23 protein-coding genes are annotated in these 25,597 nt (G+C 56.9%); 13 read left to right on the top strand and 10 right to left on the bottom strand.

What is annotated here, in order from left to right:
* Positions 1-948 carry an L-threonylcarbamoyladenylate synthase gene (locus BSK21_RS01890; RefSeq protein WP_067550273.1) on the top strand — a complete coding sequence of 316 codons (948 nt, stop codon included), beginning with the start codon at positions 1-3 and terminating at the stop codon, positions 946-948.
* Positions 949-955: 7 nt separating this feature from the next.
* Here the strand turns inward: BSK21_RS01890 and BSK21_RS01895 are convergent, their stop codons facing one another.
* From BSK21_RS01895 to ubiA, 3 genes are read right to left on the bottom strand one after another with little or no spacing between them, the layout of a single operon-like run.
* Positions 956-1,282, bottom strand: a complete 327-nt coding sequence (locus BSK21_RS01895; protein WP_067550271.1) for a hypothetical protein — start codon at positions 1,280-1,282, stop codon at positions 956-958.
* Positions 1,283-1,292: 10 nt separating this feature from the next.
* Positions 1,293-3,206 carry an OmpA family protein gene (locus BSK21_RS01900; protein ID WP_067550269.1) on the bottom strand — a complete coding sequence of 638 codons (1,914 nt, stop codon included), beginning with the start codon at positions 3,204-3,206 and terminating at the stop codon, positions 1,293-1,295.
* A 60-nt stretch (positions 3,207-3,266) separates the two neighbouring features.
* Positions 3,267-4,226: a 4-hydroxybenzoate octaprenyltransferase gene (ubiA, locus tag BSK21_RS01905; RefSeq protein ID WP_067550267.1), complete on the bottom strand. Its 960-nt coding sequence runs from the start codon at positions 4,224-4,226 to the stop codon at positions 3,267-3,269.
* A 12-nt stretch (positions 4,227-4,238) separates the two neighbouring features.
* Here ubiA and BSK21_RS01910 point away from each other — a divergent pair, with 12 nt between their 5' ends.
* The 3 genes from BSK21_RS01910 (at position 4,239) to BSK21_RS01920 (ending at position 6,940) form a co-directional block, all read left to right on the top strand.
* A complete protein-coding gene (locus BSK21_RS01910) occupies positions 4,239-4,958 on the top strand; it encodes a 16S rRNA (uracil(1498)-N(3))-methyltransferase (RefSeq protein ID WP_067550265.1) in 720 nt (239 codons plus the stop codon).
* Positions 4,959-4,961: 3 nt separating this feature from the next.
* Positions 4,962-5,495: a hypothetical protein gene (locus BSK21_RS01915; RefSeq protein ID WP_067550263.1), complete on the top strand. Its 534-nt coding sequence runs from the start codon at positions 4,962-4,964 to the stop codon at positions 5,493-5,495.
* Positions 5,496-5,569: 74 nt separating this feature from the next.
* A complete protein-coding gene (locus BSK21_RS01920; protein WP_067550261.1) occupies positions 5,570-6,940 on the top strand; it encodes a glutamate--cysteine ligase in 1,371 nt (456 codons plus the stop codon).
* On the opposite strand, the gene plsY is transcribed toward BSK21_RS01920, so the two are convergent.
* From plsY to BSK21_RS01940, 4 genes are all read right to left on the bottom strand, one after another.
* Positions 6,941-7,549, bottom strand: a complete 609-nt coding sequence (gene plsY / locus BSK21_RS01925; RefSeq protein ID WP_067550259.1) for a glycerol-3-phosphate 1-O-acyltransferase PlsY — start codon at positions 7,547-7,549, stop codon at positions 6,941-6,943.
* Positions 7,550-7,552: 3 nt separating this feature from the next.
* On the bottom strand, positions 7,553-8,830 hold the full coding sequence (pyrC, locus tag BSK21_RS01930; protein WP_067550257.1) for a dihydroorotase: 1,278 nt from the start codon (positions 8,828-8,830) through the stop codon (positions 7,553-7,555).
* Positions 8,831-8,894: 64 nt separating this feature from the next.
* Positions 8,895-9,374 carry a hypothetical protein gene (locus tag BSK21_RS01935; RefSeq protein WP_082959426.1) on the bottom strand — a complete coding sequence of 160 codons (480 nt, stop codon included), beginning with the start codon at positions 9,372-9,374 and terminating at the stop codon, positions 8,895-8,897.
* 166 nt (positions 9,375-9,540) lie between these two features.
* Complete coding sequence (locus BSK21_RS01940; RefSeq protein WP_067550255.1) at positions 9,541-10,500, bottom strand: aspartate carbamoyltransferase catalytic subunit; 960 nt, start codon at positions 10,498-10,500, stop codon at positions 9,541-9,543.
* Positions 10,501-10,619: 119 nt separating this feature from the next.
* On the opposite strand from BSK21_RS01940, the gene BSK21_RS01945 reads away from it, so the two are divergent.
* From BSK21_RS01945 to BSK21_RS01960, 4 genes are all read left to right on the top strand, one after another.
* On the top strand, positions 10,620-11,408 hold the full coding sequence (locus BSK21_RS01945; protein ID WP_067550253.1) for a uracil-DNA glycosylase family protein: 789 nt from the start codon (positions 10,620-10,622) through the stop codon (positions 11,406-11,408).
* Entirely contained in the window at positions 11,405-11,944 is a 540-nt protein-coding gene (moaB, locus tag BSK21_RS01950) for a molybdenum cofactor biosynthesis protein B (protein ID WP_067550251.1), read from the top strand. Before BSK21_RS01945 ends, moaB begins: the two co-directional genes overlap by 4 nt.
* Positions 11,945-12,025: 81 nt before the next feature.
* The gene (locus tag BSK21_RS01955) at positions 12,026-13,477 is read left to right on the top strand and encodes an efflux RND transporter periplasmic adaptor subunit (RefSeq protein ID WP_067550249.1); all 1,452 of its coding nucleotides are present in this window, start codon (positions 12,026-12,028) and stop codon (positions 13,475-13,477) included.
* A gap of 3 nt (positions 13,478-13,480) precedes the next feature.
* On the top strand, positions 13,481-16,849 hold the full coding sequence (locus BSK21_RS01960) for an efflux RND transporter permease subunit (RefSeq protein ID WP_067550247.1): 3,369 nt from the start codon (positions 13,481-13,483) through the stop codon (positions 16,847-16,849).
* Here the strand turns inward: BSK21_RS01960 and BSK21_RS01965 are convergent.
* The gene (locus tag BSK21_RS01965) at positions 16,846-17,625 is read right to left on the bottom strand and encodes a protein-disulfide reductase DsbD domain-containing protein (RefSeq protein ID WP_067550245.1); all 780 of its coding nucleotides are present in this window, start codon (positions 17,623-17,625) and stop codon (positions 16,846-16,848) included. The two genes, BSK21_RS01960 and BSK21_RS01965, sit on opposite strands and share 4 nt — an antisense overlap.
* 103 nt (positions 17,626-17,728) lie before the next feature.
* On the opposite strand from BSK21_RS01965, the gene BSK21_RS01970 reads away from it, so the two are divergent.
* Positions 17,729-18,298 carry a YqgE/AlgH family protein gene (locus tag BSK21_RS01970; protein WP_067550243.1) on the top strand — a complete coding sequence of 190 codons (570 nt, stop codon included), beginning with the start codon at positions 17,729-17,731 and terminating at the stop codon, positions 18,296-18,298.
* On the opposite strand, the gene BSK21_RS01975 is transcribed toward BSK21_RS01970, so the two are convergent.
* Positions 18,299-18,829 (bottom strand): TlpA disulfide reductase family protein, encoded by a 531-nt coding sequence (locus tag BSK21_RS01975; protein WP_067550241.1) that lies wholly within the window; start codon positions 18,827-18,829, stop codon positions 18,299-18,301.
* Between the two features lie 12 nt (positions 18,830-18,841).
* On the opposite strand from BSK21_RS01975, the gene argH reads away from it, so the two are divergent.
* From argH to BSK21_RS01995, 4 genes are all read left to right on the top strand, one after another.
* A complete protein-coding gene (gene argH / locus BSK21_RS01980; RefSeq protein WP_074038943.1) occupies positions 18,842-20,230 on the top strand; it encodes an argininosuccinate lyase in 1,389 nt (462 codons plus the stop codon).
* 169 nt (positions 20,231-20,399) lie between these two features.
* Positions 20,400-20,717 carry a DUF2834 domain-containing protein gene (locus tag BSK21_RS01985; protein ID WP_067550239.1) on the top strand — a complete coding sequence of 106 codons (318 nt, stop codon included), beginning with the start codon at positions 20,400-20,402 and terminating at the stop codon, positions 20,715-20,717.
* Between the two features lie 69 nt (positions 20,718-20,786).
* The gene (gene lysA / locus BSK21_RS01990) at positions 20,787-22,052 is read left to right on the top strand and encodes a diaminopimelate decarboxylase (protein ID WP_067550237.1); all 1,266 of its coding nucleotides are present in this window, start codon (positions 20,787-20,789) and stop codon (positions 22,050-22,052) included.
* Positions 22,053-22,100: 48 nt separating this feature from the next.
* Positions 22,101-24,611 carry a TIGR02302 family protein gene (locus tag BSK21_RS01995; protein ID WP_231924791.1) on the top strand — a complete coding sequence of 837 codons (2,511 nt, stop codon included), beginning with the start codon at positions 22,101-22,103 and terminating at the stop codon, positions 24,609-24,611.
* A 4-nt stretch (positions 24,612-24,615) separates the two neighbouring features.
* Here BSK21_RS01995 and BSK21_RS02000 read toward each other — a convergent pair whose 3' ends face one another.
* Complete coding sequence (locus tag BSK21_RS02000) at positions 24,616-25,473, bottom strand: zinc-ribbon domain-containing protein (protein ID WP_067550235.1); 858 nt, start codon at positions 25,471-25,473, stop codon at positions 24,616-24,618.
* Positions 25,474-25,597 lie beyond the last annotated feature (124 nt).

Genomic DNA, 25,597 nt, shown 5'->3' on the forward strand with positions numbered 1-25,597 from the left:
ATGACCACCGTGAAGACCATACTACTTTCGTCCAAAAGTGATGATTTGATCCGTGCCGCCCAGATTTGGCGTGACGGAGGGCTGGTCGCGTTCCCAACGGAAACGGTATACGGGCTGGGCGCAGATGCGCGAAACGATCACGCTGTTGCGCAGATCTACGCGGCCAAAGGGCGCCCATCGTTTAATCCATTGATTGTGCATGTTCCTGATGTGAAGACGGCCCGCCGCTATGTGATATTCTCGGCCGAAGCCGAAGTTCTGGCAGCGCAATTTTGGCCTGGTGCGTTGACCTTGGTCCTACCGTTGCGGGCGGATGCAGGTATTTCTCCGCTCGTGACCGCGGGCCTTGAAACGTTAGCGATCCGCGTGCCTCAAGGTCATATTGCACAGGATGTTTTGCGTAGCTTTGACGGACCCGTTGCAGCACCGTCAGCGAACCCATCGGGCCGTGTGAGTCCCACATCGGCGTCCCACGTCATCGCTGGATTGTCGGGCCGCATTGATGCCGTCATCGACGGTGGTCAGTGCGGCGTTGGCGTCGAGTCTACAATTGTCGGCTGCGTGGGTGAACCCGCGCTGTTGCGATTGGGCGGTGTCCCTGCTGAGGCTATCGAGACCGCTCTGGGCGGTCCGTTGGTCTCCGCAGGAGAAGGAATTGTCGCACCAGGGCAACTCGCGTCACATTATGCGCCAGAAGGCACCATGCGTTTGAACGTAACCGACCCACAATCGGACGAAACCCTTCTGGGATTCGGCCCAGTTGAGGGCGCGGCACTGTCGTTGTCCGAAACAGGTGATTTGGTCGAAGCCGCGGCCAACCTCTTTGAGTGCCTTCATCAACTGAACGCACTAGGGGCCGCAAAAATCGCGGTGTCACCTGTACCTGACGTTGGGCTGGGTCGCGCGATCAATGATCGCCTCGCCCGTGCTGCTGCCCCACGGGACTAACGCAATCTCAGCCGAGGTTATTCTTTTCGATATACATCCGAAGCTCTTCGGCTTCGTGACGGGCGTCGCGTAGACCGTCCATGGCTGCACGCAACTCTGCCTCTGTCTGCGCCAATTGGTTGGTGATCTCTGCCTCACGTTGTTGCAGATATGTGATCGCTTGATCGCGTGTCTCTTCGGCTTCGTGCAGGGCTTGCGCCATGCGGTCCAATTCACCGATTTCGGCTTTGGTCACACGGGTAAAGCGGTTGATCAGCCAGCTTGCGAACCATCCCAAAGAGAAGGCCACAAACAGGATGACTGCCGTTGCAAAGATAAGCTCGGTTCTGTTCATGACGTGTCCCTTATTCGGAGGCTGGTTCGGCGGGCGCGTCCTCGGTCACGGGCGCGGTTTCGTCGGTTGGAGTTTCGGTCGCATCAGGTTCTGGTGCCGCGTCCTCGGTCGGTTCGGGTTGAACCAAGTGGAATTCGATACGGCGGTTTGCTTCGCGGCCTTCTTCTGTGTCGTTATCGGCGATCGGATCGGCCTCACCATATCCCTTGGCGGTGAAGCTAGAGGTGATGATGCGGCGCATACGAAGCGCTGAAACCACAGATTCGGCGCGATTCTGGCTGAGTCGAGCGTTCATCTCTTCGCTGCCTTGGCTATCGGTATAGCCCGCGATTTCGAGCTCTATATCGACGCATTGGCTGAGGATTTCTGCAATGTCGTCCATCACAGGAAGCGTGTCAGTGGTGAGCGTCGCTGACCCGGGATCAAAGGTGATTTTGCGGTCTTCGGTGACGACATTGATTTGGGCAACGCAATCTTCGGACGACGGGGTTTCCACGACGAGGTCGAGCTGCGGAACATATTCGACATCGACGCTAAAAGTCGCATCCGATCCAAACTTCTCGACAAGTAGGCCTGAAATATTGGCTGAGGCTTCTTCGTCACCAGTTTGGCCAGTGATCAATATTGTATCGGATTGGATCGTCACGGTGCCGTTCGACAGGTTCGACAATGCATCGAGGCCAGCCAGAACGCGGACTTGCCATCCAGCAGGTAGACCTTCGCTGTCGACCAATGTGCCCATGACAACCTCGTCACCAGCGAATTTCGCCCGCGCATAGTTTTCGATAACCATGTTTGTAAGGTCATCTGGCACGCGGCCGCTGAGGTCCAGTTTGGAGTCTTCGCTCAGCGTCGCAATGAACTGCTCGGGACCATCTGCGCCATTCTCGGTCGTTGTTGGCAGATGCGCAGTGAGCGCGAAAAGTTCGGGCAGAGCATTGTCCAAACGACCGATGACGTCGTCAAACGTTGCTTGATCCGTATTCACTGGCGCGGTCACTGTGACGTCGGCGTCCGAAACGGTCAGTGTCCCGCCGCCCAGTTCGCCCAACGCATTGATCGATTGCGATACCGCATCGCCCCACGTGCGCGATGGAACTCCCAAAGCCAAGGTGCACGAATCGCGTCCCTCGTAGCCGTTCGCATGGGCTGCGGTCAGGATTTTGTCGCGCGAGGCTGCCGTATCTGCGGTGCAGGCCTCAAACCGCGCGCCGTTTTCGTCGATGATGAAACGCGTAATGTAGGGCGACACAACTGGACGCGGCGCGGTGATTGTCAGAGCAAGCGCGACATTGTCCGGCTTTAACGACCTGATCCGTTGTTCTAGATCACGGCGTTGGTCGCCACTGTCAGCACTTGCGTTGATCGTCACCGACCCAGCACTGACCGAGATTTTAGAGCGAGGAAGAACTTCAAGGGCCCGCAGAGCAAAGTTTACAGCGCTCCGCCAGCCCTCTGGCACAGGATAATCAGCCCCCTCAAGGAGGTCGGTCACCGTGCTGCCCTTTGCGGCGGTCGCAATTCGACCATTCAGGTTTTGCCGATCAGTAGACGCGGGGATAAGCCCAATCAGCGATACACCGCTGTCATTGCGGAGAATTTCGATGGCAAAGTCAGGGGCTTCGATGCCGGTCTGATTGGCAACGCCCATGTTGCTAATAACGCGACTTGCATCGACCACACCGCCTGCCGCGTTCACAGCCCGCAGGCGGAACACTTCGTCAGGGGCCTCGCCTTCGAGCACGACCTGAAGGCCATCTCCGATCACTCGAACCCAACCCAGATCAGCGTCGAGCAGGGCTTCTTGAACAGCGAGCTTGGATTTGTCTTCGAGAAGGTGCACGGCACTCTGCGCGCCCAAGGTTGCAATCAGTGCAGCCACTCCAAAGGTGCCGACGCGAATGAAAACCGAGGATAGACGCATATGTAGGGCGGCTCTTTTTTGAATTTCGTATTGTCTAGGCCCTACAGCCCAAAGGTGCAATCAAAGTAAAACCGCACAGGCGAAAAACAGCACAGGAATGAGCCCAGTATCGCGGTTAGATCTGAAAAGTTTCAACAAAATGGCGTTGTCGTCGGAATTGAACCGCGTGAGTTGCCACATCAAATGCCAGCCCATCGCCCACACGCCACAAACGGCTACCACCAGAGATAGCATTGAGCGGTCGATCGTGGCCAGAACGGCAGCAGAGCCCAGCAGCGCAACAGTCGTGATCAGGAACCACCTTAGCCACATCGCAGAGCGATCCCCAAAAAGACGAGCGGTCGATTTCACGCCGATCAGAGCATCGTCTTCGGTGTCTTGATGGGCGTAGATCGTGTCATAGAAAAGTGTCCATGCTATGCCGCCTAAGTAGAGTAGGACAGGCGGCCAACCCAGTGATCCCGTGTGCGCGGCCCAGCCCATGAGTGCGCCCCAGTTGAATGCGATGCCAAGGAACACCTGCGGCCACCACGTGAACCGTTTTGCGAATGGATAGATCAGCACGGGAATGATTGACACCGCGCCGAGGACAATCGTGAAGGCGTTAAAGGTTACGAGGATGCCGAGGGAAATGAGTGCCTGAAGCCCCATCCATAGGGCTGCCTTCTTCGGGGTGACTTGCCCTGACGGGATCGGACGGGAGCGTGTTCGTGCAACTGCCGCGTCAAAGTCCCGATCCGTGATGTCATTCCACGTGCAGCCCGCACCGCGCATTAAGAACGCACCGACCGCACAACTGACGGCGATCCAGAGATCGAATAGGCCGATGCTGTTTGTGTGCAGAATGGCGAGGGCAAGGCTCCACCAACACGGCAAGAGCAAGAGCCATGTTCCGATGGGCCGATCCGCGCGGGATAGCCTGAGGTAGGGGCGGGTCCATGCAGGCGCCAGCGTGTCGACCCAATTGCCTTTAACCGCATCGGCTACTGTGCCCTCTGGCATTTGGTCGGTGTCGCTCATATTGTCCGCCCCATGGCATCTAAAGTTCGGCTCTATGTAGAACAGGCCCTTGGTGAAGGGCAAACCGTCTCTCTTGAAAAAGAGCAGGCTCATTACCTTTTTGGCGTGATGCGTTTGACCGAAGGCACTGTCGTATCTCTGTTCAATGGTCGAGACGGCGAATGGGACGCAGAGGTTGCACAGGCCGGCAAAAAGGCGGGAACGCTTGTGTGCGTGGCGCAGACAAAGCCACTGCAAATGCCGCCTGACCTCTGGTTCTATTTTGCGCCGATCAAAAAAGACCGCACAGATTTCATAGTTGAAAAAGCGGCAGAAATGGGCGCGGCGCGGATCATCCCTGTGCAAACCGATTTCACCAACTCTGGGCGTGTGAATGTAGAACGCCTTCAAGCCCACGCGCTTGAGGCGGCAGAGCAGTGCGGCGGCACATATGTTCCCGAAGTCGGGGAGATGGAGAAGCTGGCCAAGGTGCTCGACCATTGGGACGAAAGCCGACAGTTGATGTTCTGTGACGAGGCGTTGGTTGGTGCCCAAGAGGTTTTGACGGGTGCTGGCAAAGGCCCGTGGGCGATCTTGATCGGACCAGAAGGCGGGTTTTCCGAGGCAGAACGTGTACGTCTGAAATCTAAACCCTATGCCCATTCCGTCAGCCTTGGTCCGCGTATCCTTCGCGCCGATACAGCTGCCGTTGCCGCACTTACGGTATGGCAGCAGCTTTTGGGCGATTGGTAAGACATGGCAAACCTGATCCGGCCTGAAGCCAAAGCGGCGCTGCTACGTCATCAGCAGACCATCATGGGCGGCGCAATCGTTGCGCTTGGCCTGTGGCTCGCGTCTTTTAGCTTTGGGATCGTCCTTTGGTTCGCTTATGCGGTCACTCTTGTCGGTTTCGTTGTGGCTATCGATGGGCTGCGTCGGGCAAGGTTTGCCAAAGCGGCCTCAGGTGACGGTCCGGGGATCGTCGAAATTGACGAACGCCGGATTTCTTGGATGTCGGCGCATTTTGGCGGGGCCGTAGATATGGATCTGCTGAAAATGGTTGAGGTTCAAGTGACTGCGGGCGCAAAGGCGCTTTGGATTTTCACCCAGATGGACGGCCAGAGATTGGCGGTACCGTCAGCGGCTCAGGGCGCTGAGAAACTAGTCGATGCGCTTGCGGCGCTAAAAGGGTTCGATTTCGCAACGGCCCTAAAGGCGCTGGAGGCGAAAAAAGAGCAACGTTTTGTGCTGTGGCGCGCAGGTGATTTGCACGTGGAAAAACAGGTCTGACCATCCCTTGACTTGACCCGCTAACAAGTCCACCTCAAAGCTTCATTACCAATTCAACAGATCGAGGCGACCCCATGTCTATACCACAATCCGGCGGAGGCCCGATCGAAAGCCATAACCAGCTGGCGGAATACCTAGCCTCTGGGTGCAAACCCAAAGAAGATTGGCGCATTGGCACTGAACACGAAAAGTTCGGATACTGCCGTGATAGCCTACGCCCGATCCCATACGAGGGTGAGCGGTCGGTCAAAGCGATGCTCGAAGGGCTGCGTGATCGCTATGGTTGGGATCCCGTTCTCGAAGCTGGGCAACTGATCGGTCTGACTCGCAATGGCGCCAATGTAAGCCTCGAACCGGGTGGGCAGTTGGAACTTTCGGGTGCGCCTCTCGAATCCATCCATCAGACCTGTGATGAGGTGAACGAACATCTTCGTGAAGTGCACTCGATCGCGGATGAAGTAGGCGTAAGCTTTATCGGTCTGGGTGCCGCGCCGATTTGGAAGCACGAAGACATGCCCGTGATGCCCAAGGGGCGTTACAAGCTGATGACCGAATACATGGGCCGTGTTGGCACAAGCGGCACGCAAATGATGTATCGGACCTGCACGGTTCAGGTGAATCTCGACTTTGCGTCTGAGGCTGACATGGTGCAGAAATTCCGCGTGGCTCTGGCGCTTCAGCCTGTCGCAACGGCACTGTTTGCGAACTCGCCCTTCTTTGAAGGCAAGTTGAACGGTCACAAATCGTGGCGTTCGCAGATTTGGCGGCACCTTGATGACAGCCGCACGGGTATGCTGCCTTTCGTGTTCGAAGGCGGCATGGGCTTCGAACGCTACGTGGATTACGCGCTAGATGTGCCGATGTATTTTGTCTACCGCGATGGCAAATATATCAACGCGCTGGGCCAATCGTTCCGCGATTTCATGAAAGGCCAGTTGCCCGCATTGCCAGGTGAAACCCCGACTTTGTCAGATTGGGCAGACCACCTGACCACGGCATTCCCCGAGGCGCGTATTAAGAAATACATGGAAATGCGTGGTGCTGATGGTGGCCCATGGCGTCGCCTGTGCGCGCTGCCTGCGCTTTGGGTTGGGATGATGTATGATCAATCCGCGCTCGACGCCGCATGGGATTTGGCTAAAGGGTTTGATGCTGAAACACGCGAAGCTCTGCGTGTTGCTGCGTCGGTCGACGGTCTGCATGCACAGGTCGGCAACATCAAAATGATGGACCTCGCCAAAGAAGTCGTTGCCATTTCCGAAGCTGGTTTGAAAGCCCGTGCCAAAGTAGGCGCGAATGGCCTGATTCCGGATGAGACCCATTTCCTAAATGCCCTCAAAGAGAGCCTTGAATCGGGTCAAGCTCCAGCAGACGAACTGATTGCCCGTTATAATGGCGATTGGAATGGCGATCTGACTAAAATTTATGGCGAATATAGCTACTAATCAGCCCTTTTGGCCGATCTTTCCCTCAGTTCCGCTGCGCAGTCTCTGAATGTTGGCCCAGTGGCGCCAGTAAATCAGGACTGCCAGTAGAACGCAGAGCAAGAACAGGTCATGGCGTCCGATCAGGGCGGCATAGACGGGCGACAGGCCAGACGCCAAGAGCGCAGACAGTGACGAATAACGGCTGATCACTGCGGTCAAAAGCCATGTCGCGCACACCATCAGGCCGATAGGCCAAGAGATGGCGAGCATGATGCCTATGAAGGTCGCGACACCTTTTCCGCCCTTAAAACCCAGCCAAACAGGGAAACAGTGACCAAAGAACGCAAAGAGCGCGGCCGCCTGTGCGGCACCTTCGCCAGCGAAAGCGCGAGCGAGTAGAACAGCCACAGCACCCTTGCCACCATCAAAGATCAGCGTCAGCGCAGCGGCTTTTTTGTTACCCGTCCGCAGAACGTTGGTCGCACCGATGTTACCCGACCCGATTTTACGCAGATCGCCAAGGTTCATCGCTTTGGCGAGGATCATGCCAAAGGGAACGGACCCCAAAAGATAGCCGATTACGGCCCAAAGGATAACGACGGTCGGGGCGTGGCTGAAGTCGGGCATCGGTTACTCCTGATCGACGCGGCGACCCGCGACCCATGTGCCCGCGACTGTGCCTTGAAGACGAGCGCCATCAAAGGGGGTATTTTTGGATTTCGAGCGGAGTTTCGAGCGATCGAGGATAAACGGCGCATCTGGGTCGAACAAAACGAGATCCGCTGGCGCATCAGCGATCAACCGACCACAGTCGAGGCCGAGGCGACGCGCAGGGTTCAGAGACAGAGCGCGGAACAGTTTTGGCAGCGTAATATGCCCAGCATGTACTAGCCGGAGCGAGGCGGGCAGCAAGGTTTCAAGCCCGACCGCACCGCTTGCCGCATCCTCAAATGGCAAACGTTTGGATTCTTCGTCTTGCGGGGTGTGCATCGAGCAGATCACATCGATCAATCCGCTCTCAACAGCTTGAATAACGGCGATCCGATCTTCTTCGCTGCGCAGAGGCGGTTTGAATTTAAAGAACGTCCGATAGTCCGCGACATCGAATTCGTTCAGTGTCAGGTGATGGATGCCGACCCCTGCAGTGACGTCCAAACCATTGCGCTTTGCTCGCTCTAGTGCAGGCAAGGCGCGGGCGGTTGTGATTTGGTCCACGTGATACCGTGCACCTGTCATTTCGATCAGCGAAATATCGCGGTCGAGGCCCATACGCTCGGCAATCGGGTTGACCCCTGGTAGGCCGCGTAGGGAGGCAAATTTACCAGATGTGACCGACGAACCGGCGGAAAGCGTTGGTTCTTGGACGTGACCAATGACCAGTGCGCCAAGGCTTTTGGCATAGGTCAGTGCGCGGCTGTAAATCTTAGCATCGGTGACGACGTGATCACCATCGGTAAAGGCGACGGCCCCCGCATCCAAAAGGAACCCGATCTCTGTCATCTCGCGGCCATCGCGACCTTTGGTCAGCGCGGCCATATGGCAAACGTTGACCTTTGCATCAGCCTGCGCACGACGCGCGACGAATTCGAGCGTTTCAGGGGTATCAATCGCAGCCGTGGTGTCGGGGCGGGTGACAATGGTTGTTACGCCACCGGCCGCAGCGGCGCGGCCCGCAGTTCGGTAGGACTCTTTGTGACGCTCTCCAGGTTCGCCGACTTTAACGCCCATGTCCACAATGCCGGGCGCGAGGCAAAGCCCACCGCAATCAATCGTTTCTTTAGCTGGACGCGTTTCGCCTTTTTCGAGGATGGCGGTGATTTTGCCATCTTTGACCGTGATCGCCCCTAGGCTATCAGTCAATGTGACCGGATCAATCAGTCGTGCGTTGTGAAAAAGAATATCGTCCATGTCCGTCCCTCAGGCCGCCTTTGGTCTTTGGGTATAAGCGAACAAGCGCAGGGCGCAAGCGGTGTCAGTGGGAAGTGCCCTGTGCAGCCTCAATCGCGTCTTTCACAGCATCGGGATCGGCCTGATAGCGGATCAGATGTTTATCACCGTTCAGGGTCACAACTTGGACGGCGGTCCAGATCACGTTGACCTTGGTGATGTTGTCCAAGGTTGTGACCTTGTTTTGTGGGCCCATCATGCGCTGATTGGTCAGAACCCAGACGGATTTGCGTTCGTCGGGGCCGAGATAAAGTGCCCGAACCCCAATCGCCAAAACAGCCCCAACGGTTGCAGTCCACCAGTGTGGATTGCCGATGCCGATCAAAATGCCCGCGCCCACGACCGAGAAAAACAGCGCCATCCACGCCTGTGATCGCCAAAATGTGACGGTATCTGCCGTCATGCGCATGATCTCTTCTTCGCCCACGTCGAGAGGGAGCGTCGGGACGAAGTTTCGGTTCATGCCCAAAATGGCATTGTCGGGTTGGTGTTCGCGATTTGCCATCAGCCAGCTATTACGACCATGATCACTACCAAAAGCGCCATCACGACGAGTGCGGCCATTGCCACCATGCCGCCCATTCGCGCGTCTGATTTCCGTTTGTCACTCATCGGTCGTTCCTTTCAAAAACCGCAGTATCGCAGTTTTGCGCCACTCGGTTTGTTTCAGGTCAAACGGCGACGTTGGTTTGAGCTGCGCGTTTTGCCCGCAAATTCCGAGCTAAGAGGTCCATTGCCGCCATTCGAACTGCCACACCCATTTCGACCTGTGTCTGGATCACAGAGCGGTTGATGTCGTCCGCAATGGTACCGTCGATTTCAACGCCGCGGTTCATCGGGCCAGGGTGCATAACGATTGCGTCGTCCTTGGCATAGGACAGTTTTTCCGCATCGAGACCGTAGCGGTGGAAGTACTCGCGCTCGGACGGGATAAACCCGCCGTCCATGCGTTCCTTTTGAAGGCGCAGCATCATGACGACATCCACGTCCTGCAGGCCTTCACGCATGTCTTCGAACACTTCGACGCCAAACTCTTGCATGCCAGATGGCATCAACGTCGGCGGAGCGATCAGGCGCACACGGTTTTCCATCTTGCCCAAAAGCATGATGTTCGATCGAGCAACGCGGCTGTGCGCGATATCGCCGCAAATCGCGATCGACAGGCGGTGGAGGCGGCCTTTGGCGCGGCGGATGGTCAACGCATCCAAGAGTGCTTGGGTCGGGTGTTCGTGGCGTCCGTCACCAGCGTTCAGCACGGCACAATTGACCTTTTGGGCGAGGAGGTCGACCGCACCCGATGCCCCGTGGCGCACCACCAGAAGGTCGGGATGCATCGCGTTGAGAGTCAGCGCTGTGTCAATCAGCGTTTCGCCCTTCTTCACGCTCGACGTGGCCATAGACATGTTCATCACATCCGCGCCCAAGCGTTTTCCTGCAAGCTCAAAACTCGATTGGGTACGGGTCGAGTTCTCAAAGAACATGTTGATCTGAGTGAGCCCTGCCAAAACGTCTTTGTGCTGAATGCCCTGACGGCTTTCTTCGGCGTAACGATCCGCCAAGTCCAAGAGCGTGGTGATTTCTGTCGGGTGGAGGTGTTCGATCCCCAGCAGGTGCGCGGCATTGAATGTCATGAAATCCTCCGGTCGAGCCTTGGGTTGCTTATAGGTAACGTGCGGACAGGCGGCAAGGGAGCCTAGCGCCTTGAGATTACCTCTGCACATCTGGCGCAGAAGGCATTAGGGTCTGCCCCATGGAATCTGCACAAGACTATTGGACGGCACATGCCCTGCTTGAATGGCAGGTCGAAATGGGAGCGGACGAGGCAATTCTCGACGCACCAATGAACCGGTATGAGCTTGTCGATGAAAAGCCTGCGGCCAAAGTGTCGCCCTTGGGCAAAGCTGCGCCGCCGCCGATTCCAGTTAAAGAAAAAGTTGATCCTGTCGAGATAGCCAAAGCCGCCGCTAAATCGGCAGAGACGCTGGAATCACTCGCGGGTGCGATGCGGGCGTTTGAACATTGTGAGCTGAAGAAAGGTGCGCGGAACTTTGTCTTTGGTGACGGGGCCGCGAACGCAAATGTGATGATCATCGGAGAAGCGCCGAACCGCGATGATGACCAACATGGCAAACCCTTTGCAGGGCCAGTTGGTGAGCTGTTTGATAAGATGGTCGGAGCCATTGGACTGAGCCGAAGCCATCCTGATCCTGCGTCGTCGGTTTATGTGACAACAGTCCTCCCGTGGCGCCCTCCTGCGAACCGCGTGCCCGAAGCGGCAGAACTCGCGATGATGCTGCCGTTCTTGACTCGCCATATCGAACTTGTTGACCCTGCGATCATTGTTCTGATGGGTAATAGCCCCTGTCAGGCCTTGCTCGGTAAAGCCGGCATTTCGAGGCTGCGTGGGCAATGGACCACTTTTTTGGGTAAGCCTGTTCTGCCTCTGGCGCACCCTGAACAATTGATGAAAAACCCTACGGCCAAGCGTGATGCTTGGGCGGATTTACTTGACCTCAAAGCACGGCTGTCAAACCCATGACCCAAACCAACGTTCGCGAATTCATACCAGTTCGAATTGCTGTGTTGACGGTGAGCGACACGCGAACGCTGGCCGAAGATAAGTCGGGTGATACCCTTGTCGCACGCATCGCTGATGCGGGTCATATTCTGGCGGATCGAAAAATCATTCGTGACGACCGCGACGATATCGCTACGATTTTGCGAGAGTGGTGCGAAAGCAAAGACGTCGATGTGATCATCTCGACAGGTGGCACGGGTTTGACGGGGCGGGATGTGACCGTCGAGGCCCATCGCGATGTTTACGAGAAAGAGATCGACGCGTTCTCAACGGTCTTCACCATAGTATCGATGCAAAAGATAGGCACCTCAGCGATCCAGAGCCGTGCGACCGCGGGCGTGGCGATGGGGACATATCTCTTTGCGCTCCCCGGTAGCACGGGCGCTTGCAAGGATGCTTGGGATGAAATCCTCGTGAAGCAACTCGACTATCGGCACATGCCTTGTAACTTTGTCGAGATTTTCCCGCGTCTCGAAGAACATAAGCGACGGAAATAGGATCGACGTCCGTTAGACTTATGTTGTGGACCTTCGTGGGGTTTGCACTAAAACATGTCTGAACTTTAATGGGACGCGAGCATGCGCTTTTTACGCCGGAGCCTCACGGGTGTTTTTCTTCTTGGTTTGACGCTGGCTCTGCTCGCGATCGCTGGCAATACAGTGCGGAGCGCGATCCAAGCGCGACTGTCCCAAGAAGCGCCGAACTATGGGCAGCGAGAGCGCATTGCGTCGGTAAATGTCATCACCGTTCAGGCCGCAACCCTTCAACCCGAGATTACGGTGTTCGGTGAGGTCCGCAGTCAGAGAACACTCGTTCTGCGCAGTCCCGTTGGCGGCAACGTGATCAGCGCCGATCCTGTTTTTGTTGAGGGCGGTTCGGTAAAGGAGGGGCAGACGCTCCTGCAGATCGATCCGACCGAAGCTCAGACGAGCCTTGCCCTTGCTCAAGCCGATCTAAAGGATGCTGAGGCAGAACTGCGCGAAGCCGAAGGCGCACTAGAGATTGCCCGCGACAGCCTTACCGAAGCGCAAGCACAGGCGAGCCTTCGCCAAGCTGCTCTTGAACGGTCCCGCGCTTTGCGCGAACGCGGAACAGTTACGGCGTCAGACGTTGAAACGGCAGAACTCGCCGTGGCCTCTGCTAATAGTTCGGTCCTGAGCCAGCGCCAGTCTTTGGCTCAAGCCGAGGCGCGTGTTGATCAGGCAGGCACAAGCCTCGACCGTGTGCGTTTGTCGGTGTCGGATGCAGAGCGGACATTGAGCGACACCACGATTACGGCCAGCTTTGACGGAACCTTGTCGGACGTGTCAGTCGTCGAAGGTGGGCGCGTGACGGCGAACGAACAGATCGCGCAGCTTATTGACCCGTCAGCATTGGAAGTCGCGTTTCGTGTGTCCACGGCCCAATACGCGCGTCTGATTGATACGAACGGTGATCTTCTCGACCTGCCCGTTCAGGCAACGCTGGATGTGTCCGGATTTACACTCGAAGCCCAAGGCCGCGTGACCCGCGAAAGCCCGACTGTCGCAGATGGCCAAACAGGGCGCTTGCTTTATGCGTCGATTGATTCTGCCCCGGGCCTGCGGCCTGGGGATTTTGTCATGGTCCTTATAGTGGAACCTTCGCTCCACAATGTCGTGCTTGCCCCCGCAACGGCGGTTGGCTCCGATGGTGCTGTTTTGGCCTTGGACGACGAAGACCGCCTAGCGACTGTTCCTGTCAGTGTTCTGCGCCGTCAGGGGGATGACGTCATCCTCGCTGTTGGCGATTTGAATGGCCGTCGAATCGTGGCCGAACGCTCGCCGCTCCTCGGTGCCGGGATTAAGGTGAACCCCTTGGGTGAAGCGGGCGCCGAAACCGCAGCGCCAGAGATGATCGAACTCGATGCTGAACGTCGCGAGAAACTGGTGAGTTTTGTGACTGGCAGCCAAATGCCCGATGAGGTCAAGGCCCGCCTAATCGCCCAGCTTGAACAAGACACGGTCCCAGCCGAAACGGTGCAGCGGATCGAATCTCGGATGGGGAGCTAAGCCATGTCGCGCACGCTTCTAGATCGAGGGGCAGGCGGGATTTTGTCCTATTTCACACGCCACCGCACTGCCGCGAATTTGTTGATGGTCATTATGGTCATCGCGGGACTTGTCGCGTTTCCAAAGATGCGGGCCCAGTTCTTTCCGGATGTCGTCTCGGAAACCATCCGCGTCAGTGTGGCGTGGGATGGAGCAGGGGCCGAAGATGTTGATCGGGCCGTGGTTCAGGTTCTCGAACCCGTTCTCCTCGGTGTTGAAGGCGTTACGTCGAGCGAAAGCCGGTCCTCCGAAGGGTCTGCACGGATCGATCTGGAGTTTGAGACTGATTATGACCTCGATCAGGCTGAGAAAGATATTGATGCCGCGTTAAGCGCGATTAGCTCTTTGCCTGAAGAGGCCGATGACCCTGTGATCCGCCGCGCAGGCTGGTCGGATGGTGTGAGCGATGTGATCATCACCGGGCCTGTGGGCGTCGACCAACTTTCACGCTTTGCGGATGAGATGGTGGCACGTCTCTTTGCTGCAGGTGTGACACGGACCACGATCCGAGGAGTCGCGGCGCCTGAGACGTTGATCGAAGTGACATCGCTGTCTTTGATCCAGCACGATGTGACGATCAGTGAAATAGCTGCTGCGATTGCGGCTGAGGTCAATGCCGATCCGGTGGGCGATATCGGCGGTGCATCGCGCGTTCGGGCAGGCACCGAAAAACGCAGTGCAGACGCCCTATCGGCCATCGTTCTGCGCACGAATGACGACAATTCAGAACTCACCATCGGCGATGTTGCGACGATCACGGTCGAAGGCCCAGATCGCGACCGCGCCTATTTCGTTGGTGAAAATCCTGCGGTTCAAATCGCGGTCGTGCGGTCGGCATCTGGCGACGCCATCGGCCTGCAGCGCTCTGTCGAAGAAGTCGCTGCCGAGATGCGGTCGACCTTGCCCGAAGGCGTGAGCGTCGATCTAATCAACACCCGTGCTGAAATGATAACGGGCCGCTTGAATATCCTGATGGAGAACGGTGCGCAGGGCTTGGCCCTAGTGCTTCTGCTGTTGTTTTTATTCCTGAACGCACGCACGGCGGTTTGGGTGGCGATGGGCATCCCCGTCTCAATGCTCGCCGCGATTTCGCTGATGTATATGTCTGGCATCACGATCAATATGATTTCGCTCTTTGCGCTGATCATCACCTTGGGCATCGTGGTAGATGACGCAATTGTTGTGGGCGAACACGCAGATTTTCGGGCCCGACGGTTGGGCGAAACGGGGGCGGTGGCCGCAGAGAACGCGGCGCGTCGTATGTTCAGTCCGGTGTTTTCGGCTACCATTACAACGAACATCGCGTTCTTCGGGCTCTTAGTGATTGGCGGCCGTTTTGGGAACATGATTGCGGACATCCCGTTTACCGTGATCGTTGTGCTCACGGCGAGCTTGGTTGAATGCTTTGTGATCCTGCCGAACCACTTGTCCCATTCAGTCGGCACAGCGTTAAGGCAGCATTGGTATGACGCCCCATCGCGGGTCGTGAACCGTGGCTTTGGCTGGGTGCGAGATCGGGTTTTCCGCCCGTTGATGTCTCTGATCGTTAAGGCACGATACGCAGTGTTGGCGGGTGCATTGGTGATCCTCGCTGGCCAAGTATCGCTTTTTATCCGCGGGGATGTTCAGTGGCGTTTCTTCTCGTCGCCAGAGCAAGGTCAGGTCAGTGGCAATATCGCCATGCTGCCTGCCGCAACGCGCCAAGATACTCTGGCGATGCTCGATGAGTTGGAGCGTGCGACCAATGTCGTGGCTGCGCGTTATGAGGCCGAGGATGGCGTCAATCCGGTGAACTATGTTGTGACGCAGATTGGCGGTAATTCGGGCCGTGGATTGTCTGGTGCAGATACCAAAGAGAGCTATCAGCTCGGTGCGATTACGATTGAGCTAATCGATGCCGACCTTCGGTCAATATCCTCGAGTGCATTTGTATCGGCTGTTCAGCAAGAAGTCGTTCAAACGCCGATGACCGAAACGCTCTCGTTCCGGTCGTGGGGCGCCGGGCCTGGTGGTAACTCGCTTGAGGTGCAGATTTATGGCGCGGATGCAGATATGCTGAAGGCGGCGGCGGAAGCTTTAAAAACTGAGCTTGCGCGTTTCCCAGAGATATCAGGGCTCGAAGACTCGCTGTCCTACGATAAGGAAGAGTTGATCCTTGAATTGACGCCGCAGGGTCAGGCACTGGGCTTTACGATTGATACGCTCGGGACCGAACTGCGCCGCCGGCTTGCAGGGGTTGAGGCAGCGACTTATCCAGACGGCACCCGTAGCGCATCGATCCGCGTTGAAATCCCCGAAGAAGAACTCACTGCGGACTTCCTCGATCGTATGTTGCTGCGGTCGACTGCTGGGGTCTATGTGCCGCTGGCTGACATTGTGACGGTCGAACGGGAAACTGGGTTTAGCACCGTGCGGCGTGAAAATGGCATCATGCTCATTTCTGTGACGGGTGATCTGGATGACGAAGACGCGGATCGCGCGGCTGAGGTCAAACTTTCGATCAACGAAGATATCCTTCCGGATTTAGAGAGCCGCTACGGCGTGTCGACTGATCTGGGCGGATTGAGCGAACAGGAAAACGCGTTTCTGGACGATGCAAAGGCGGGCTTGGCCTTTATCCTTGTCGGAATTTACCTGACGCTTGCGTGGATTTTCGCGAGCTGGACACGCCCGCTCGTTGTGATGTCGATTATTCCCTTTGCTTTGGTGGGCACGATTTACGGCCACAATGCATGGGGCATCCCGATGAGCATGTTCACCGTAGTGGGGCTTTTGGGAATGGTCGGTATCGTAATCAACGACTCGATTGTTCTGGTCACGACCATCGACGACTACGCCAAAGAACGCGGTTTGATCCCTGCGATTATTGACGGGACGGCTGACCGTTTGCGAGCTGTAATGCTGACGACAGCGACGACGGTTTTGGGCCTATTGCCGCTCCTGTACGAAGGCTCCAGTCAGGCAGAGTTCCTAAAGCCGACGGTCGTGACGCTCGTCTATGGCCTGTCCTTTGGTATGGTGATGGTGTTGGTCGTTGTGCCGTCGCTTATTGCCGTTCAGGCCGATATCGGAGGGCTGTTCACTGCGGCACGTCGGGGCGCAGTTGCGCGAGCAAACTCTATTCGTGTGCCCGTCGGTGTCGCCCTCGTTGCAATGGTCGCGGCCTTTGGCGTGGTAGTGCTGCCCCTGATCGTATCTGGCGCACCATTGATTGTTGCGTTGCCTGCAAGTCTGGGCGCTGCCTTTGCGGTTTATGCAGGTGTCTTGGCTGTTGGGACGCTCGCCATTTATGCGGTGTCGGGGATTATGATCGGGCGTGCACGGCGGGCTTAACCCGTACAGCCCTGAATATCGACGGCACGACCTGCGCCCAATACGGTTAGCCGAATTTGGGATCGGTCGAGCATGTATCCTTGGACCATCGGCACCACATCCACGGTCGCTGTTAGGACACCGCCATCGCGGGTGCTGTGGGATTCTGAAACCCACGCGCCCGGTGCTTCAACCACGACGAACTCGTTGTCATCGAAAGTGGGCATTTCGATTGAAGCCGTCAGGCGGAGGCCGTCACGAATAGGCACTGCTGAGCATTGAACCTTTGAAACGTTCGCGCGATCTGCCGTCATGGGTTGGTCGATGAGCGCACCCGCAATGGCGGCGTTTGGTCCGCCCTTATCGGCTAATAGAGCGTCAAAGTTCAGGGACACAGGCACGCAGATGTCATTGCAGACACCCATATCAATCTCGCCACTGAGGTACATGGTATCTCCATCTCCCGTGAGTTCGATCGGGATCACCACGGTCCCGTGATATCCGATTGTCACCGCGCCGTTCGTATCGAAAAGTTCGGGTGTGGGCCAATGGAAGGCGGCGCCGGAGATATTTTCTGAGCCGGTCCATTCGAACTGCGGTGGGATGCCCGCGTCACCGGGTGCCCGCCAATAGGTTTTCCAACCGTCGGCCAATGTGATCTTCAACCCAACCATCCGCGTTCCGGATGGCGTCTGCCAACCGGGGATAATATCAATGGTGGCCACGCCCTGCGGCGCCTCGGCAAAGGCAGGGGAGGAAATTCCGAATAACGCGATGATGGCTGCTGCGACTCTCATTGAGCCTAAATTACGGACAATGTGTGTAATGGGAAGTCACGATCAGGCGAGTCCTTGTAGCAGAGGGCTTGAACCTGCCTAATTCGCGACCCATCATTCCCTTATGGATTTTGCATCTACCAATTTGTCGGGAAAGCTCCTGATTGCGATGCCCGACATGGGCGATCCGCGTTTCGAACACGCGGTAATATATATGTGTGCGCATTCTGATGAGGGGGCGATGGGCCTGATCGTCAATAAACCTGCGCCAGACATTCGGTTCCGTGATCTGCTGTCGCAGCTCGAAATTCCGACGGGCGATAGTGTGCGCGACATTCGCGTCCATTTTGGCGGTCCTGTAGAACACGGTCGTGGGTTTGTCCTTCATTCGTCGGACTACGCGTCAGAGACGGGCACGCTTGAGGTGGATGGCCATACGTCGATGACGGCGACGACAGATGTTCTACGCGATTTGGCGAGCGGTGGTGGCCCGTCGATGTCACTGCTGGCTTTGGGTTATGCGGGCTGGGGGCCAGGGCAGTTGGAAGCAGAAATTGCCCACAATGGTTGGCTTACATGCGATCCAAAGGACGACATTTTGTTCGGCCGCGCCCACGAACTGAAATGGACTGCCGCGCTCAAACAATTAGGGATCGATCCGATCACGCTTTCGTCGATCGCTGGGCACGCTTGATTACTGCGCAATCACGCCTTTGATCAGCTCGACCGCCTCAGTACTGTGCCAATCCGCGCCACCTGTAAGACGCGCGATTTCCTGACCGTCCCGATTGATCAGAACCGTCACAGGCAGTCCTGCGACCATCATGGAGCGTGCAAACCGCATGTTGGCGTCGTTGTGTTTTGGCAGGTTCGTGACCCCGATCTCTTCAAAGAATCGGTCGATGGCGGGCGCGGGATTGCGGCCCGTCGCTATGGTCAGGACCTCGAACGTTTCGCCGCCCAGTTCGTCTTGGAGGGCTGACAACGCTGGCATCTCTTCGCGGCAGGGAATGCACCACGTGGCCCAGAAGTTCACGAGCAGTACCTTTCCACGATAAGGCTCCAACGTTGTTTCCGCGCCGTCTTCGGTCACAAAACTCGCATCTGAGCTTTGCATGGGGCTATCGTGCCAGATCAATTTGTCCGAAACGCTGTCTTCGGCGAGGGCTGCATTTGCAACGCAGGCAAACGCCGTATAAAGCAACGCTGACACAAGTTTCCGCATGGGGCCTCCAATATGACCAAGACTTCGAACGCGATGTGGGGCGGACGTTTTTCCGCCGGACCGGACGCCATCATGGAGGCAATTAACGCCTCGATCGATTTTGACAAGCGCCTCGCCCAGCAGGATATCGAAGGATCCCGCGCCCACGCTGCGATGCTCGCCGCGACTGGTATCATTACCGATAAAGATGCAGAGGCCATTCGTGAAGGCCTGCTCACCGTTTTGTCAGAGATCGAAAGCGGAAACTTCGCATTTTCAAAATCGCTCGAAGACATTCACATGAACGTCGAAGCGCGTCTGAAAGAAATCGTAGGTGAGCCTGCAGGCCGTCTGCACACGGCACGCAGCCGTAACGATCAGGTTGCCGTCGATTTCCGCCTGTGGGTCCGTGACCAATGCGACGCGGTTGATGGTGCGATTGATGCGTTGATGAAAGCCCTGCTCGGTCAGGCTGAAGCTGGCGCTGACTGGGTCATGCCGGGCTTTACCCACCTTCAGGTCGCGCAGCCTGTGACATGGGGCCATCATATGCTGGCCTATGTTGAAATGCTGAACCGTGACCGTTCGCGTTTCGCTGATGCGCGCAAGCGGATGAATGAAAGCCCGTTGGGTGCGGCGGCTCTTGCAGGCACAGGTTTCCCGATTGATCGCCATATGACGGCAGGGGCACTGCGCTTTGATCGTCCGACGGCAAATAGCCTCGATTCGACATCGGATCGTGACTTTGCGCTCGAATTCCTCGCTGCGGCGTCGATCTGTGCGATGCACCTTTCCCGTTTCGCCGAAGAACTGGTGATCTGGTCCTCGGCCCAGTTCCGCTTTGTGTCGATGTCCGATCAATGGTCGACGGGTTCGTCGATCATGCCGCAGAAGAAGAACCCAGATGCGGCAGAGTTGATCCGTGCAAAAATTGGCCGAATCTTTGGTGCGAACGTTGCGCTGATGACCGTGATGAAGGGCTTGCCGCTGACCTATTCGAAGGACATGCAAGAAGATAAAGAGCAAGTCTTTGACGCGGCGGATAACCTCATGCTGGCGATTGCTGCGATGACGGGCATGGTCGAAACCATGACTCCGATGAAAGACAATCTGCGCGCGGCTGCGGCGAGTGGTTTCTCGACTGCAACAGATTTGGCGGACTGGTTGGTGCGTGAGCTGAACCTTCCATTCCGTGATGCGCACCACGTGACGGGTGCTCTGGTCGCGATGGCTGAGAAAAAAGGATGTGATCTCCCTGATCTTAGCCTTGCCGACATGCAGAGCGTGCATCAGGGTATTACAGATGGCGTCTTTGGTGTGCTGACCGTCGAAGCATCGGTCATGTCACGTCAAAGTTATGGCGGCACCTCGCCGGTGCGTGTGCGCGAACAAATTGCGCTTTGGAAAGAGGCTCTTTCGTGAAAAAAGCGGTCGTTTTGGCGGTTTTAGTTTTGTCGGGATGTGGCGCGGATGGATTTCCGCTGCGACCCATAGCGAACCTTGGGTTCAATGTGAACGAACAAGGTCAAGTTGTTCGGAATTGTCAGGTGGGCGGCGCGAATGAAACCGTCCAAATTAATGTGAACTGCTAATGTCATTCCTCCGTCTTCTTTATCTCGCGCTGGCGATTTGGGGCACCATCAAACCGATGTCCCATTTCCTTGCCTATATGGAAGAGACGGGTACCGGACTGAGCGGATTGATTGATGCGTGGTATGTCAATCAATCCACGGTCGGCCTCACATGGGACCTGACCATTGCCGCTATTGCACTGACGGTCTGGATTATTGCAGAAACGGCTGTCCGCCGAAATTGGTCGGCCCTGATCGCCATTCCAGCGACATTTTGCATTGGGGTGAGCTGCGGTTTACCTCTGTACCTTTTTCTGCGCACTCGGCCCGCGCGGTAAATTCGCAATAAGGGCTTGGGGTTTTGCGCGGATTTGGTATGACGCCCTGACCCGAGACCGGAGGCCGCAATGGATCATTTCATTTATCGTGACGGTGTTTTGCACGCCGAAGACGTTCCCCTGACCGAAATTGCGGCGCAGGTTGGAACACCGTTTTACGTATATTCTGCGGCAACACTGCTGCGTCACTTCCAAGTGTTCGATGAATCGCTTGCGTGGGGTGAGCACCTTGTTTGTTTCGCGATGAAGTCGTTATCCAACGTCGCTGTCCTGAAAATGCTGGGGCAAGCGGGCGCCGGAATCGACGTGGTTTCTATTGGGGAATACCTCCGCGCCAAAGCTGCGGGCGTATCGGGTGATAAGATCGTTTTTTCCGGCGTTGCTAAAACGCGAGAGGAAATGATGATCGCGTTGGAAGGTGGTATTCGTCAGTTCAACGTCGAATCTGAGCCAGAAATGGAAGTCCTGTCCGAGGTCGCATTGTCATTGGGCAAGGTCGCGCCGATCACAGTGCGCGTGAACCCTGACGTGGATGCCAAAACCCATGCGAAAATCGCGACGGGTAAGAAGGAAAACAAATTCGGCATTCCGATCAGTCGTGCTCGCGAGGTGTATGCGCGTGCCGCTGAGCTTAAAGGTCTCGATGTCGTTGGTATTGACGTGCACATCGGTAGCCAGCTGACCGATCTTGAGCCGTTCCGCCTCGCCTATCGCAAGGTTGCTGAGCTGACCGAAGTATTGCGCGAAGACGGTCACAACATCCGCCGCCTCGACCTCGGTGGTGGCTTGGGTATTCCTTACACCCGCTCGAATGAGGCGCCCCCACTGCCTGTTGAGTTGGGGCAAGTGATCCGTGAGGAAGTTGGCCATTTGGGTTGTGAGGTCGAAATTGAACCCGGTCGTCTGATTGCGGGCAACGCAGGTCAGCTTGTGTCTGAAGTGATCTACGTGAAAGAAGGTGAGGACCGTAAGTTCCTTATCCTTGATGCTGCGATGAACGATCTCGTCCGTCCGTCGATGTATGATGCGCACCACGACATCGACCCAGTGATCGAGGCTGAACCGGGTGTTGAGCCAGAAACCTATGACGTGGTCGGCGGTATCTGTGAGACGGGCGATACCTTTGCCAAAGGGCGGAACCTGCCACCGCTGACGGCTGGCGATCTAGTGTCCTTCCGATCTGCTGGGGCATATGGCGCTGTGATGGCGAGCGAATACAACTCGCGCCCCTTGGTGCCCGAAGTGCTCGTTCAGGGTGATAAATTTGCGGTTATCCGCCGACGTCCCACCTATGAAGAGATGATTGCCCGCGATATCGTTCCCGAGTGGCTCTGAGCACGTTAAGGTCAGGGCACGACACATAGGAGTGAACAGCTGGCCGACGTGACCGATAGCTTGCCGCATCTACGGTTTCCAATCCTCGCAACCTTTGCGGGGATCGTGGCCGAGCGTTTGGTGCGTGCATTTTGGCCCGTTTGGACGATCCTGTTCTTCATGCTCGCGCCGCTTTTGCTGGGCGTTCACGATGACATGCCATTGGAACTAGTCTGGACCATAGCGGTTGCGGGGCTGATCGGCATTGCCGTGTTCACATGGCGCGGGTGGTGGCGTTTCCGCTGGCCGCTGCGGGCTGAGGCTCTTGCCCGTGTCGATGCGCGTTTGCCAGGTCGGCCAATTTCCGCGCTTGGCGATGCCCAAGCGGTCGGCGCTGGCGATCCAGCGTCGGAGGCCGTTTGGTCGGCTCACTTGCAGCGGATGCAAGATCGAACCAAGGCAGCGCGTTATGTTGCGCCCGACCTGCGTTTGGCCCAAGCTGACCCGTTCGGCCTCCGTTATATTGCGCTGTTGTTCCTGATGGTTGGAGTCTTGTTCGGTTCCGTCACACGTGTCGGAACTGTGGCTCAGGCCTCGCCCGTCGGGTCCGCTACTACCACAGCAACGGGGCCGACGTGGGAGGGTTGGATCGAGCCGCCAGCCTACACAGGCAAGCCAACGCTCTATCTACCTGATCTGGGCGAAGATCGGATCGAAGTACCTGAAGGGTCACGATTTACCGTTCGGTTCTACGGCGACATTGGCGCGTTGACCTTGTCAGAGACCGTGTCGGGACGTCGTGCTGACGAACTGCCGCCTGCGTCGGATCAGCATCAGCTGTTTGAGGCGCTGCAGCAGGGCGCTTTGCGCATTGATGGATCGGGCGGTCAGGCGTGGGACGTTTCCATCGTGATGGATGGGATGCCTTCGGTCGAATTGACTGGGCCCGCTCTTTCGAATGCCGAAGGCCAAATGACCCTGCCGTTTCGCGCGGCTGACGACTATGGTGTCACAGGTGGGTCTGCGACTGTGGCGATTGACTTAGCACAGATTGATCGACGCCATGGCTTAGCGATCGACCCAGACCCGATTGCGCCTTTGATCGTCGATCTACCTATCCCGATTACTGGCGACAGGGCGGCCTTTGATGAGGCTTTGATTGATAATTTTAGCCAATCAGTCATGGCGAACCTCCCCGTGAAGGTCCGTCTGGAAGTGACAGACGCAAAGGGGCAGACAGGACAGTCCGCCGAGACTCAGATGGTTCTACCGGGGCGTCGTTTCTTTCAGCCTGTCGCCCGCGCGATCATCGAACAGCGCCGCGATCTGCTCTGGTCGACGGCCAACGCACCGCGTGTCGCGCAGTTGTTGCGTGCGATTTCAAACCGACCCGATGGGTTCTTTCGAAACGAGGCGCATTTCCCGATGGTGCGCGGTGTCGTTGAAGCGCTCGAAGCGAAATACGAGGGCGGTTTGACAGATGAAGAGCGCGATGAGGTTGCAGCGCTCATGTGGGAACTCGCGATTGAGTTCGAAGAGGGTGCGCTTGCCGATGCGCGCGAACGGCTCCAGCGGGCTCAAGATCGTTTGGCCGAAGCGATGCGCAACGGTGCGAGTGCCGCCGAAATTCAAGAACTGATGGACGAGCTTCGCGACGCAACCAACGATTACATGCAGATGCTTGCCGATCAGATGGACCCGAATGAGAATTCTACGGATCAGCCAGATGGTGGCGGCGAAACCATGCAGTTTACGCAGGACGAACTGAACGCCCTCATGGACCGTATCCAAGAGCTGATGGAAGAAGGCCGTATGGCCGAAGCTGCGGTCCTGATGGAGCAGCTCAATCAACTCATGGAAAACATGAAAATGACCCAAGGCGAAGGGCAGGGCGGTCCTCGGTCTCCGGGTCAGAAATCCATGGAAGATCTGGGCGAAACTCTTCGCGATCAACAGCAACTGTCCGACGATGCCTTCCGCGATCTTCAAGATCAGTTCAACGGTGGTCAGCAAGAGACGGAGCAACGACCCGGTGAAACCCCGCGTGACGGTGACGGTACGAATGGCGATCCAGGTCAGCAGAACCTAGCTGACCGTCAAGAAGCCTTGCGGCAGATGCTAGAAGAACAGCGCCGCAATTTGCCGAACCTGTCGGGTGATGAAGCCGAAGCAGCGCGTCGCGCCATCGAACAGGCAGAGCGGTCGATGGACCGTGCCGAGGACGCTTTACGCCGCGGTGATATGGCAGAAGCGATCGACCGTCAGGCCGAAGCGATGGATGCCTTACGCGAAGGGCTGCGCGAACTTGGGCGCGCGATTGCTCAGTCTGAGCGGGATGAAAGCGGGCAAGGTCAACAGCAGGGGGACCAAACAGCACAAGCGGCCCCTCGTCAGAGTGACCCATTGGGACGGCAACTGGGCACGGAAGGGCAATCCGGCACAGACCAGAACCTTTTGCAGGGTGAAGATATCTATCGTCGTGCAGGTGAACTCTTGGACGAAATTCGCCGTCGTTCAGCAGAACTGGATCGCCCAGAGGACGAACGTAACTATCTGCGGCGGCTTTTAGATCGGTTCTGATCGATTAATCGTTGCCGAGATTGGCAAGCATACCCTGCACAGTTTCATCCAGCGCAATCCGTTGCCCATCAACCCAGGTAACGTATGTTTCTAAGGCGGGCTGAGTTTGAGGAACTATCGCTGCGATGCGATCGGCGAATACATAGCCGCCAGCGCTTACAACCGCGATCAATAGTACGCCAAGGAAACCTGTTTTGAACCCGCTCTTGCGGCGAACGACCTGCGCAGTTTGGGCTACGGCATTGTCAGGACGCTCTGACGCCGACCGCAGGGTGGAGTTGATCTCGTCGATGTCAGGGAGGCGGTCGCTCCGTGGTCCGGCATCGTTAAGCTCAGTTTCCCCTTTGAGCAGCGACATACGACGTCGTGCTTCTTCCGCGCGCTTCGCTTCGGGGCTCGGCGGTTCGTCGAGACCCAGATCGGGCTGGCTTTCCATCGGGTCTTGCTGCGACTCCCGACGGCGTTCCTCGGCTCGGTCTGCTTCTTCTTGCAGAATGCTGGCGATTTCTGGGTCAATGGTCCGACGAGGTCGGCGCGGCGACAGTGTTGGCGGCGGAAGGTCGTCCTCATAGTCTTCGTCGTAGTCGTCCGATGACCCAAATACAGGAGCTGGCTCTGGACCAAAGTCTGGCTCGGGCATCACCAAATCGTCGTCTTCTTGAACGTCTTCGGGCGCTGAATCGGCCTGCGCGACGGGGATGTCAGTCGTGAAAACCGCATCGTTTTCTTCGCGGTCAGAGTCACCGGGTCGTTCAAACCACGTTGAACCACAGTTCGAACATTGCACGTCACGTCCCGCCTCCGGAATGACGTCATCTGGGACTTCGTATTGGGCGCCGCAATTGGGGCAGATCAGCCGCATTATACCATCTCCGCCGTCCGGTTTGTCCGAACAGTAAGTCTTTGTTCGAGTATTAGTAACAATCTGAGAGGAAATGGAAAAGCAAAAGCACGCCCATGCCCGTCAAGTGCGATTGAATTCTGCG

The organism is Marivivens sp. JLT3646, from assembly GCF_001908835.1.
In the GTDB taxonomy this organism is placed as follows: Bacteria; Pseudomonadota; Alphaproteobacteria; order Rhodobacterales; family Rhodobacteraceae; genus Marivivens; species Marivivens geojensis.

Excerpts from the sequence above, each read along its gene's own strand:
- BSK21_RS01890 (WP_067550273.1), top strand. The coding sequence starts at position 1 with ATGACCACCGTGAAGACCATACTACTTTCGTCCAAAAGTGATGATTTG.
- BSK21_RS01895 (WP_067550271.1), bottom strand. The coding sequence starts at position 1,282 with ATGAACAGAACCGAGCTTATCTTTGCAACGGCAGTCATCCTGTTTGTG.
- BSK21_RS01900 (WP_067550269.1), bottom strand. The coding sequence starts at position 3,206 with ATGCGTCTATCCTCGGTTTTCATTCGCGTCGGCACCTTTGGAGTGGCT.
- ubiA (WP_067550267.1), bottom strand. The coding sequence starts at position 4,226 with ATGAGCGACACCGACCAAATGCCAGAGGGCACAGTAGCCGATGCGGTT.
- BSK21_RS01910 (WP_067550265.1), top strand. The coding sequence starts at position 4,239 with ATGGCATCTAAAGTTCGGCTCTATGTAGAACAGGCCCTTGGTGAAGGG.
- BSK21_RS01915 (WP_067550263.1), top strand. The coding sequence starts at position 4,962 with ATGGCAAACCTGATCCGGCCTGAAGCCAAAGCGGCGCTGCTACGTCAT.
- BSK21_RS01920 (WP_067550261.1), top strand. The coding sequence starts at position 5,570 with ATGTCTATACCACAATCCGGCGGAGGCCCGATCGAAAGCCATAACCAG.
- plsY (WP_067550259.1), bottom strand. The coding sequence starts at position 7,549 with ATGCCCGACTTCAGCCACGCCCCGACCGTCGTTATCCTTTGGGCCGTA.
- pyrC (WP_067550257.1), bottom strand. The coding sequence starts at position 8,830 with ATGGACGATATTCTTTTTCACAACGCACGACTGATTGATCCGGTCACA.
- BSK21_RS01935 (WP_082959426.1), bottom strand. The coding sequence starts at position 9,374 with ATGGCAAATCGCGAACACCAACCCGACAATGCCATTTTGGGCATGAAC.
- BSK21_RS01940 (WP_067550255.1), bottom strand. The coding sequence starts at position 10,500 with ATGACATTCAATGCCGCGCACCTGCTGGGGATCGAACACCTCCACCCG.
- BSK21_RS01945 (WP_067550253.1), top strand. The coding sequence starts at position 10,620 with ATGGAATCTGCACAAGACTATTGGACGGCACATGCCCTGCTTGAATGG.
- moaB (WP_067550251.1), top strand. The coding sequence starts at position 11,405 with ATGACCCAAACCAACGTTCGCGAATTCATACCAGTTCGAATTGCTGTG.
- BSK21_RS01955 (WP_067550249.1), top strand. The coding sequence starts at position 12,026 with ATGCGCTTTTTACGCCGGAGCCTCACGGGTGTTTTTCTTCTTGGTTTG.
- BSK21_RS01960 (WP_067550247.1), top strand. The coding sequence starts at position 13,481 with ATGTCGCGCACGCTTCTAGATCGAGGGGCAGGCGGGATTTTGTCCTAT.
- BSK21_RS01965 (WP_067550245.1), bottom strand. The coding sequence starts at position 17,625 with ATGAGAGTCGCAGCAGCCATCATCGCGTTATTCGGAATTTCCTCCCCT.
- BSK21_RS01970 (WP_067550243.1), top strand. The coding sequence starts at position 17,729 with ATGGATTTTGCATCTACCAATTTGTCGGGAAAGCTCCTGATTGCGATG.
- BSK21_RS01975 (WP_067550241.1), bottom strand. The coding sequence starts at position 18,829 with ATGCGGAAACTTGTGTCAGCGTTGCTTTATACGGCGTTTGCCTGCGTT.
- argH (WP_074038943.1), top strand. The coding sequence starts at position 18,842 with ATGACCAAGACTTCGAACGCGATGTGGGGCGGACGTTTTTCCGCCGGA.
- BSK21_RS01985 (WP_067550239.1), top strand. The coding sequence starts at position 20,400 with ATGTCATTCCTCCGTCTTCTTTATCTCGCGCTGGCGATTTGGGGCACC.
- lysA (WP_067550237.1), top strand. The coding sequence starts at position 20,787 with ATGGATCATTTCATTTATCGTGACGGTGTTTTGCACGCCGAAGACGTT.
- BSK21_RS02000 (WP_067550235.1), bottom strand. The coding sequence starts at position 25,473 with ATGCGGCTGATCTGCCCCAATTGCGGCGCCCAATACGAAGTCCCAGAT.